The 270-nt window shown below is 75.6% G+C and carries 1 pseudogene; it reads right to left on the minus strand.

Annotation, left to right across the window (positions count from 1 at the left end):
- Nucleotides 1-270 (minus strand): annotated as a pseudogene (locus DEIPI_RS39050) (acyltransferase); the annotation flags it as partial.

The raw sequence follows: 270 nt of genomic DNA on the forward strand, positions 1-270 counted from the left end.
GCGAGCGCCGCGAGCCCCACGCCCGGCCAGACGCGCCTCCAGACGCACGTGAACTCCACGTCCCGCGCGCCGAGCGCCACGCCCAGCGCGAGCGCCGGGAGGTACCACGCGGCCATCGTGCCGGGAAAGCGGAAGTGCAGCGTCTCGCGGTTGAGGACGAACACCCCGACCTGCGCGAGGAGCGCCACCCCGAGCGCCGCCCACGGCGGGGGCCGTCTGCGCGCGAGCGGCAGCAGCAGGGGCAGCACGAGGTAGAACTGCAGCGCGATC

The organism is Deinococcus pimensis DSM 21231 (assembly GCF_000519345.1).
In the GTDB taxonomy this organism is placed as follows: Bacteria; Deinococcota; Deinococci; order Deinococcales; family Deinococcaceae; genus Deinococcus_A; species Deinococcus_A pimensis.